This is a genomic window from Sodaliphilus sp., from assembly GCF_045598405.1.
GTDB classification, from domain to species: domain Bacteria; phylum Bacteroidota; class Bacteroidia; order Bacteroidales; family Muribaculaceae; genus Sodaliphilus; species Sodaliphilus limicaballi.
The window spans coordinates 1-9,546 of sequence record NZ_JAZLLZ010000031.1; the positions used below are offsets into that span (position 1 = coordinate 1).

Sequence of the window (9,546 nt, forward strand, 5' to 3'; positions counted from 1 at the left end):
GACATATACCAACGACTAAAATACAAAACGATGCCATTCAGAAAGAGAAAAAAACTTTGTAGTACACAGTAACGCAAACCCCAAAGCGCAACTCGCTGAACCAGCAAAGAAAACCAAATCAAGCCGTCAAAGTTGGGCTAAGTCGCGCAATCGAGGTACTCGACTATGTACAATGGCTGTTATTTATTATAGAGAAAGCAAATGAATATTCCACATTCTATTGATTCAAATTGCGGACATGTTATAAAACCCACTATAGATTTTCTCGTCGCTGATTGTCGGTACAACATTAGACATTATCCAATTCCATTATGCAGATAATGTCGTTTTTTCTTTGACAATAGCATCCTCAATGTCTGAATGCAAATTATGGATCCTACGGAAATTATATATTTCATAAAGCAATGACATCGCGATTACACATACAGCAAAAAGCATAACATCAATACGAAGCCCTTTTATTTCGTAAATTAGTGAAGAAGTATCCCACAGCAAAGAGACAACGAGTATAAGGGTTGATATAGAAAAATCCAATAATAGGCTATTCCTTGTTTTGCTAATTGATTCTCGGAGCTTTGAACGAATGCGTTTATTCAATATCTTGGATAGACCGAACGAGACCAGCAAACTCATCGCGATGGAAAACACAATACCAAGCACAGTAAAAAGCGTCTGCACAACTACAGAATTGCCTTTTACACCAATAGCAACCAGTATCAACGATACTATGACAGCTATTATCAGCCGGATTAATAGTTTAACCATTCGATTGAGTTCTTAGTTCGGTTAGGAATAATTCCATCTCTTGCTTGAGCTGCTCTTCAACGATTCGATTACTAGTGGTACGCTCAACTTCTACCTCTTTCTTGACTTTTATGGCTTCACCTGTATCATGAAAGCAGCCAGGACGGCGACAAAAATAACAACGGCAAACCCCATGTATTGCCCTCGTTTTTGTGCAGAATTCACACCTTTAACAATTTCCGAATTGGTTTTCTGTTCCATTTTACGGACTTCTGCATCACAATCTAATTGCTTCTCGGCCATAGCAAGAATCCTATTAGCAGATCCTGGAAGAACCTTTTCGTAACCACCATATAAATCGGGGTGAGGCAAAGGGCCTGCAAAACTAGAAGAACGTTCAATGCTTACAAGAGCATTAAGAAAATCTTTCTTCTTTTCATCGGGCATAACATCAACAAATTCCTGCAACGAAGCGGGAATGCCTTCTGCATCGTTTGAAGGTTCAATTGTATTCTGCGCCGCCGGAACAGGTTGCGAGTCTTTATGCTTTTTATTTTCTTTGTTTTGAGACATATCACCTAACTTTTAGCATAGCATTACCAATTGCATTCCCCACAGCACGCCATGCTACTACAATACCCTGTGAATCATTATCACGCTGTTTGAACATTCTAATTCGGGTGCTGTGTGCTATCGGTAGACAACTAATTAATCCTTCTATATATGCGTGACGATAGACTCTGTTAAGAGCATTGTATTTACGCATTATATGTGCAGAAGATTGGTCCATAACGTATGTATTATTATCCATAATCATTAAAGTGATTTGCTTTTATAAACGCACTTAAAACGCAAATATTGTATTACCACACAAATTTACTATCAATCAATCATTGGCAAAGTTACACAAATATTTCCATTTTTCCATCGTAACAATAAACTTTTTACTTTAATATTAAGCGATAACATATATTTTTAACATTTACATTGTGTATCAACAATGTTGTTCAACTTGCTTTAGAAAGAGGGCGCATCGTGAATGTGATGCGCCCTCGGTGATCTGCGATCGGTGTTTAGGTGTCAAATTAAACGAGACGCAGACTTGATAGTTCTTTACCTAACTTGTGGATGCCTTCCTCGATTTTACCGAGCTGGGCGTCGCTGATGTAGGTGTTGCCGCGCTTGTACTGCCTGAGCAGACTGTCGTTGATGCCAACCATCTTGGCAAAGGCACTGATGTTAATCACGCTGTAGTATTCAAACAGCGAACTGATGTCAAAGTTGAACTCGATGGCTTCGCTCAATTCTGCGGGAACCTCAACGCCATCCTCGGCATAACTCTCGGTGATTTCCTGGACTGAGTTCATGAAATCTTCTTTGGCCTCGGCAACAGTGTCGCCCGAGCCAATGAGCTGCACCTTGACACCGCCAATGTTGTAGGCGATATATGTGCCGTCGCTCTGTTTCTCAATCTTTACTTTCATGTTATGTAGTGCTAATTATTTATTATCTATCTTTAATTTTATCTTTTGGAAACAAGGGGGAGGGTTGCTCCCCCTTTGTGTTTAGAAACCGATGATTCTCTTCAGTTCTTTCATCAGCCCCGGTCTTACTTCTTGGCTCCAGTGTCGCTCGATCTGGATTTTAACGCCTGTGTCCGGGTTGTAGTACTCATCGTGTTTCTTTCCGTGCTTTTGGAATTGGAATCCTTTTGCAACTGCGATTTTTGTTAGTTCTGACCATTTCATGTTAATTATCTCGTTTAATTTGACAATGCAAAGATATAACAAATTTGTGATATATCAAAATTATTATATATTTATTTTCGAAAAAATTGTGTTTTTTCAAGTGAACAGGGATGACTGGGCGAGGTCGTGCATTTTGTGCTCGATGGCTTGCATGGTGTCGGCAGTGAAATACTGCTTCCACATCTTGCAGTAGCCCAGGAACCACAGCAACGCCTCGCGCTCGGATCGGCAGTAACCGTATTCGAGGTTCGGGAGTCGTTCGGCATGCCGTCCGTTGGCAAAGAACAGTTGGTAGCCAACCGCCCATTTGCCTGCGACCTCGGCTGTGAGGACTGTGACGCTCTCAGTGCGGTCGTTATAGACACGCAGCGAGTTGTAATCTCGCATATCACCGCCGTCGGTGTAGTAATTGCGCACTAACAGATGTTCGTATTCGTTGACTGGCATAGTAGTTTTCTTGTTTTAGCGAGCAGTTTCTGGAAGGCGGTGTCATTTTGCTCAAAGTTGCGGGCGGTCTTGCTGTAGTGGTAGCCCACGCACTTTGAGCGGTTGAGGAACCACAGCGATTCAAATTGCCGTGCGCCCTCAGACTGGGCAACCAGGAAAAAGATATAGCGGGCGTTCATCACCTTTGCCCGTCGGTCGCTGCCCTTGGCTTGCCGCACGCTGCATCCGCACACACGGCAAGCCACTTCTAAGATTACTGTCATTCTTGATAGTTGCATAGTGTAAAAAGATTATTGGGAAATTAGAATGGTTCGTTGTTGGCGTGCTCGGTGTCGTAGATCGAGAAGTATTCCACACCGCCGCTCTTGTCGGCAAGTCCGATGAAACTCTCGCCCGGGTGCTCAGCAGCCCAGTGGCGGTAACTCTTGCCCTCCTTGTTGAGTTTCTGAGGGTTGAAATGCCAGCCCTTGAACTGACAGTAGAAACACAACTTGGTCTTGAAATTAGCCTGGCTAATACCAGAGCGAGCATCGGGGAAATGCTCCTTGAAGTCGCGGAACATATCGCCACGAGGAACCTTGTTGTTGATGAAGTGGCCAGTCTGGTCGAAATATACCTCAGCCCATTGGTAGATGCTCTCGCTCATCTGCTGGCGCAGCGTGCGCAGCATGATGTCGTGCATGGGCGGCAGCACTGCACCCTGACCGGGACGGCTCCAACCGTTGTTCATCGATGCGAAGTAGAGATACACGCACTCTGCCATGAAGTTGTAGAAGAGGTTCCACTGCTCGGTGTCCCAGTCGGCAAAGAACTGATGCCCGAACACATCGATGGGGTGACGGGTGTCGTTGAAGTAGTTGGAGAAACTCATGTAGATGATGCGTTCCTGCGAACTGCGAGACTGTGAGCCGTTGATGGCATGATTGGTGGTAATATAGAATTTCGGGCTATGCTCGCTGTTGATGGTGAAGCGTCCTCCACCCTTGACTTTCACATTGAGGTCGCCAGTGATGGCAAAATAGAAGCGTTCGAAGTTGAAATTCACATTGACATCGTCCATAAACACATTGCGTGTGCGCAGCGTCACGAGGGTATAGATTAAGTCATTCTTGGTGCTGCGTCCGTCGATACTTGTCTGCTCCATCATGTAGGAGAGAGCCTTGCCAATAAGCGATTTACCCGTGCGGCCATTGCTCTGTCCCACATCGCTCAGTTCGCCGTCCATAGCGATTACCGCCTTCAATTCGGTCTGGTACTTATAATCGCTCAACAGGTAGCCCATGGCGGTGATCTTGTTCATGAGATGCTGCGAGAACTCCATCTGTTCGGTAGCCGAGAGCGGTCCTTGCTTCTCGTGCCAGAAGTTGCTCACCATCGTGAGGAACTGGAAGAAGTCACAGCGGTTGCCAGCCTCGGTGGGGAACACTTTGAAACCCTCGGTCTCGCTATACTCCACATGGTCGATAATGGCAACACGCTCAAACTTGTGCTTGATGACCTTGTCGTTCCACACCTGTCCCATTATCACATCGTCCCAACGGATGCCCTGCGGTGTAATCGAGAGCATGCCGTTCTTGAAATAGAGGTTCTGGACATAGGGCATGAAGTTGTCGAAGGTGTCCTCGATGCGTTCAAGACGCTCCAGCTTGTCGTTGCTCAGGTCGCTAGTGAGTCGTGCCGAGAAATGGTTGCGCACATTAGCGTCCTTGGTGCTCATCAGGATATATGCCCACACGAACTCGCGGATCTCGACGGCACTTGACGGATAGACCACGCCGTCCTCGATGCGGACAAATGAGAATGCGCCAGCCTCAAGGTCGGCAGTGTGGATGCGATAGAAGCCTGCGTCCTCGATAAACTTCAACGCCTCGTATGTGTCAAGGGTTACTGTTGACTTGCCGGTGTTCTCGTTGACATTGACTGACCAAAACTCCTTGCCAGCGGCCACCTTTGACGCAAGCACGGCGTTGCCGTTGGTATCAATCTTATAGAGGAAGCGGTTGAACTTGAAAGTCTTTAGCGGCTGCAACCGTTCGCGGTATTTCTCAAGGAAAGCCTCATGATCATTGAGCAGCCAAAAGTCCTGGATCTGCTGATTGCTCAATGTGGAGATGTTGTGCAGCGAGCAGTAGGTGGCGATGCCATCGTGAGAATGCAAGGCAAAATCAATGTCGGCTGCCAGTGCCTGCTCGTTGCCCTTGAGCGTGCCCACAAGCAGGTCGTCAACACCTTTGTCACCCGCAGGGTTCTCGTTGACATGACCGAAGAATATATCAACATTCACGCCAATATTGTGCAGAGAATTGACATATTTCTTGAACTTGATGGCTGCTGCTGCAAACATGCGAGGGCGGTAGTCAACCGCTTCGTCGGGTTGCAGGTTACGGCTCAAGTGGTCCCAGTCGCTGTCCATCATGAGCACCACATTCTTGACCTTGCACCGCTGGATGATGTATTGAAGATCCTGGGGCAAACCAGTTTCCTTGTTGCCAATGTTGAAAATGCCTTGAATGGCGATGCTTGGCACACCGTGCTTACAAGCCTTCTCGGCTTTCTTCTCACCCTCTTGGATAACGAGAGTGGTGATTTCGGTCTCGCTCTGGTACAGGTCACGAATGCGCTGAGGGAAGTAAAACTTGGTGGGCGCACCTGCCGGAGTCTGGTACTTGTTTTCACGGCTGCTGCCCTCGGGAGTGTGCAGCGATGGGTTGCTCCAGCGTACACGTATATAAGGGCGCAATGCGCCTCGGAGTCCTCGAGTGGGGTACATTTCCATGGTACCATCGAGGCGATAGTAATAGATGAGCATTTCATCATCGCCCGGGAACAGGTTGCCACGGCGGTCAAGACCACCCTTGCGCATCGATGGCTCCAGTCGCTCCACCACCTCGCCGTTGACGGTGTCCTTAACCTTGACCATGACATCATCTACAGTGAGACCCGAAGCCTCCAACTGTGACTCGCAGAAACTCTTGGCGATGCTCTTGCGGTAAGTCTTTACCGTGCTCTCGCGACGCTCATGCTCATTCATGATGAAGATACCGCAAGCGTCGGCGGTCATCTTTATGGCTTCGGTATATCGGGATTTGTCCTCGTTGCATTGGAAATACATCGTAGCAGCAATGGCATCGCTCAGTGTAAAATCACACTTGAAACACTTGGCAAGGTTCTTGCCACGACCATGGGTCACACAGAGACCTTTACCCTTGCCTTCAGCACCACAGTTCGGGCACCTCACATAAGAGGTCATGCGAGATACATCAGCACCAGGAACGCAGTATCTGATATCGGCATCGTCGCGCAGCTTCTTTATCGTTAATTCAGAGTAATAACTCATTTGAATAGATTATTTGATTCCGCATACCTGAAGAACTCGGCTTTCTCGTGTAAGCCCAGCCTTGCAAAAGCGTTACGGATATGATTATTTACTGTGTGGATTGATAAGTATAGGTCCTCGGCTATTTCCTCCTTGGTAAAGCCTTGGTACCACAGTTTGAGCACTCGCAACTCCGACTCGCTCAACCTGCTGTTGAACTCCGGGCTACAGATGATGCCCTCCATGCGGCACTCGCCACGCAGGGGGCACGGCACACGCTCAAGATGGAATCGTCCGTAACTGTCAATGTCAGCAACATTGTCGATGTTTCCGAAATTGCACCGGCAGAAGCGTTGCACTATCCTGAAACGATACAGCGACAGGTTGGGCAGGCATCGCTCATATTCTTTGCCCAGGGCTACATAAGCCTTGGGGTAGAAATGTTCTATTCTCTCGAGCACACTTGATATAATCTCGTGATGGCGTTCGGTGAGCCGTTCAGTCTTTCCACTGGGCTCACGATACCAGAGCTCGTTTTCGTAAGAATAAAACTCTATACTCAATGGCATGTTCATGTCATTTTTCTCAAATAGTTGTATTATCAAAGATGCTCATTGAAAAAATTTCCTCAATTTTGCGCTTGTGAAGTTCTGGAATGCGTGATAAACGATTAATCCAGTTCCACACTGTGTGGCGAGGGACATAACACCCTTCACATATACGATCGATAGCAACAGTCTTCTCTGCCCTTGTCATGGGGGCGAGGAAATTTGACAAGGCTGTACAGTCTTTCGTTATTTCAGCCTTTTGTGATTTGTTTAATGCTTTTTTACTCATTTTGCACTTATAATTAAATTATTTGTATTAACTTTACAAGTGCAAATGTATAAATAAATTTAGAGACTAAAACTATTTGTTTTAATTAAAACTAAATATTTTAGAAATATTAACTATTTGTTTTATATGTTATCCATCGGAAACGAACTAAAAAGATTGATTGAGAACAAGCATCTCATCAAAAAAGAAATTGCCGACGAACTGGGCATAACACCCACTTATCTCTCGGCCATAATGCGCAAGGACAGCATTGATTGTGCCTTGCTGGATCGTATATGTAAACTGATAGGCGTGCCCGTTTCTCACTTCTTCGAAGAGAACGGTGGCGTGTCGGTATCAGAGGTTCATGCTACTTCGCTGATAGGGTCGGCTCAAGCAGCCGTAACAATCAGCGCAGGAGAAGTGGCAACGCTCAAGCAACTGCTTGCAGAGAAGGAGCGTACCATTCAGATACTAATGGCGCAAAACGGGACAAAAACGGGACAGCAATAATTCATAATGAGCCATCACCGTTGTATCAAACAATTTGTAGAGGTACTAAAACAAAATGTATATTTGTCCTCTCACCCCGACTCTTTTATTAAAAGAGCATTTCGCCACACGTGACGACTTGCTCTTTTTCTATATTTTTTCACATGCAGCACAAGGTTAAAGACATTATTATAGACTTGCTCAAAGGCACCGGTCGTGAAGGAATCGAAAACGTGATTACCTACATGACCCATGACGACGTTTTCTTCAAGAAACACTGCCACAGCCACCACCTCTACATGGGCGGTCTGGCCGATCACTCACTGCAAACACTCAAAATGGCTATTGCTAAACGCGACAAGTATGAGTCCAGGTTTCCTCATGCAGTGAAGGTGGGCCAGGAAAGCCTGGTGCTGTGCTCACTGCTGCATGACATTTGCGACTGCGAACCGCAATTTCGCCGACACGGCAGCCTGTCGATAGAAATACTTGACAGGCTGGGACTAGTACTCAGCAGTGAAGAGCGCGACGCAATAAGTAAACACATGCATGACCCTAGGTTAAGTTTCAAACTCGACCACAAGTCGCTACGCTACAGGCTGAGGAAATACATCTATTCGGCCGACAAGAAATCAGCCCGAAAATTCAAAGGATATTATTAACTTCTTCTTTATCTCGCATCTATTTCTCAATTATATTCTCACGCGCATATTTCGCTGATTAAAATATACATAATTATATAATGCACATGTATGGTGTTATTGGTCTATGGGGTAACTATTCAGCAATGGTATTTTGGATAATATCGGCTCAGTAGATATTTTCCGTGGCAATCCACAGCACTGACTACCTAAAATATCAGAGTGCAACGGTAGAGATTCTCAAAAAAAGATGTACCTTTGCACCATGGCAACAACAACCTCTCCATCCATCTACAAATCTCTGGCGCGTATTATACTTCCCGAGGGCATTCTTGACATCTTTGAAGTAACCAATGTAGTCGATGAGCATACAGGCATCATAGAAGAAACAGGCCTTGAACGATGCATCATCCACATTCATCTTGCCGAACGGGATCTGCGTGATGTCGTATGGCATGATATGAGACCCAATGGCTTCACGGAGGAAAAGTGCATCAATGACTTTCCTATTCGTGACCGCAAGGTAGTTCTGCATGTCAGTCGGCGTCGTTGGCTTGACAGTGAAGGTAAGAGCGTCATCCTTCCGCATGAGGAACTGACGGCAGAAGGCACCCGCTACTCCAAGGAGTTTGCGGATGTCTTAAAAAAAATATTTGGATACATACCCAATACCGGCCCGCTCTCTGGAGCGATACTTTAAGACAAACGGCAATACGCTGGAGAAGAACTACAAGGAGTGCCTTAGTGGTTTCCGTGACTGGGAACAGGCAGAGCACGCCAGCGACTGGATACTGCTTCCGGAAAACATGGGCGAGAATCTGAGCATAGACGAAAGCATGCATCAGAACGACCTTTTCACCTTTGTATCCAACAAGGATGGCCATGGCAAGAAGGGTACGCTTATTGCGGTAGTGCGTGGCACAAAGGCTTCTGACGTCATCAAGATCCTGAAGCAGATCCCCGAAGAGAAGCGTCTTGCAGTCAAGGAGGTTACGATGGACTACTCCGACTCCATGCACGCCATCGTAGAGGCAGCATTTCCCAAGGCAGACATCACGATAGACGTATTCCATGTCATCAAGAACCAGTGCGATGCGCTTGATGAACTGCGCATGCGCTTCAAGCGTAAGGCCATCAGTGAGCAAGGCAAGGAGAAGGCGGAATTCAATAAGGCAAAGAAACGCAGGAAGAAAGCCAGGGAGTACTACCGTAAGACCCACCCCAAGAAAAGAGGTGAGAATCGGGGAAGAAAGAGAAAACGTGCCAATGAGCAATTCAAGCCAAAGGAACTCGCGAACGGAGATACGAAGGTGGAACTCTTCACCAGAGCTCGCCACATACT

The 9,546-nt window shown here is 46.3% G+C and carries 13 protein-coding genes; 4 read left to right on the plus strand and 9 right to left on the minus strand.

Translation table 11 applies throughout. The features are described from left to right. Positions 1-309: 309 nt before the first annotated feature. The 9 genes from ACKI3C_RS02685 to ACKI3C_RS02725 form a co-directional block, all read right to left on the minus strand. Positions 310-765, minus strand: coding sequence for a hypothetical protein (locus ACKI3C_RS02685; RefSeq protein WP_407401779.1), 456 nt, complete (start codon positions 763-765; stop codon positions 310-312). Positions 766-873: 108 nt separating this feature from the next. Further along, entirely contained in the window at positions 874-1,317 is a 444-nt protein-coding gene (locus ACKI3C_RS02690) for a DUF2335 domain-containing protein (RefSeq protein WP_407401781.1), read from the minus strand. Between the two features lie 512 nt (positions 1,318-1,829). Next, positions 1,830-2,228 (minus strand): pilus assembly protein HicB, encoded by a 399-nt coding sequence (locus ACKI3C_RS02695; RefSeq protein ID WP_407401783.1) that lies wholly within the window; start codon positions 2,226-2,228, stop codon positions 1,830-1,832. 81 nt (positions 2,229-2,309) lie between these two features. Further along, positions 2,310-2,492 (minus strand): type II toxin-antitoxin system HicA family toxin, encoded by a 183-nt coding sequence (locus ACKI3C_RS02700; RefSeq protein WP_407401785.1) that lies wholly within the window; start codon positions 2,490-2,492, stop codon positions 2,310-2,312. A gap of 96 nt (positions 2,493-2,588) precedes the next feature. Next, the gene (locus tag ACKI3C_RS02705) at positions 2,589-2,939 is read right to left on the minus strand and encodes a hypothetical protein (RefSeq protein WP_407401787.1); all 351 of its coding nucleotides are present in this window, start codon (positions 2,937-2,939) and stop codon (positions 2,589-2,591) included. Beyond that, positions 2,909-3,202 (minus strand): hypothetical protein, encoded by a 294-nt coding sequence (locus tag ACKI3C_RS02710; RefSeq protein ID WP_407401789.1) that lies wholly within the window; start codon positions 3,200-3,202, stop codon positions 2,909-2,911. The genes ACKI3C_RS02705 and ACKI3C_RS02710 overlap by 31 nt, the downstream gene beginning before the upstream one ends. Positions 3,203-3,240: 38 nt before the next feature. Further along, positions 3,241-6,276 carry a hypothetical protein gene (locus ACKI3C_RS02715; protein WP_407401791.1) on the minus strand — a complete coding sequence of 1,012 codons (3,036 nt, stop codon included), beginning with the start codon at positions 6,274-6,276 and terminating at the stop codon, positions 3,241-3,243. Continuing rightward, complete coding sequence (locus ACKI3C_RS02720) at positions 6,273-6,824, minus strand: helix-turn-helix transcriptional regulator (RefSeq protein ID WP_407401793.1); 552 nt, start codon at positions 6,822-6,824, stop codon at positions 6,273-6,275. The genes ACKI3C_RS02715 and ACKI3C_RS02720 overlap by 4 nt, the downstream gene beginning before the upstream one ends. Positions 6,825-6,840: 16 nt before the next feature. Further along, positions 6,841-7,092, minus strand: a complete 252-nt coding sequence (locus ACKI3C_RS02725; RefSeq protein WP_407401795.1) for a hypothetical protein — start codon at positions 7,090-7,092, stop codon at positions 6,841-6,843. A 156-nt stretch (positions 7,093-7,248) separates the two neighbouring features. On the opposite strand from ACKI3C_RS02725, the gene ACKI3C_RS02730 reads away from it, so the two are divergent. The 4 genes from ACKI3C_RS02730 to ACKI3C_RS02745 form a co-directional block, all read left to right on the plus strand. Further along, a complete protein-coding gene (locus ACKI3C_RS02730; RefSeq protein ID WP_407401797.1) occupies positions 7,249-7,584 on the plus strand; it encodes a helix-turn-helix domain-containing protein in 336 nt (111 codons plus the stop codon). Positions 7,585-7,727: 143 nt separating this feature from the next. After that, positions 7,728-8,225 carry a hypothetical protein gene (locus ACKI3C_RS02735; protein ID WP_407401799.1) on the plus strand — a complete coding sequence of 166 codons (498 nt, stop codon included), beginning with the start codon at positions 7,728-7,730 and terminating at the stop codon, positions 8,223-8,225. A gap of 244 nt (positions 8,226-8,469) precedes the next feature. Then, positions 8,470-8,904 carry a hypothetical protein gene (locus ACKI3C_RS02740; RefSeq protein ID WP_407401801.1) on the plus strand — a complete coding sequence of 145 codons (435 nt, stop codon included), beginning with the start codon at positions 8,470-8,472 and terminating at the stop codon, positions 8,902-8,904. Beyond that, on the plus strand, positions 8,858-9,546 hold a 689-nt coding region (locus tag ACKI3C_RS02745), incomplete at its 3' end, for a transposase (protein WP_407401803.1). The genes ACKI3C_RS02740 and ACKI3C_RS02745, both read left to right, overlap by 47 nt.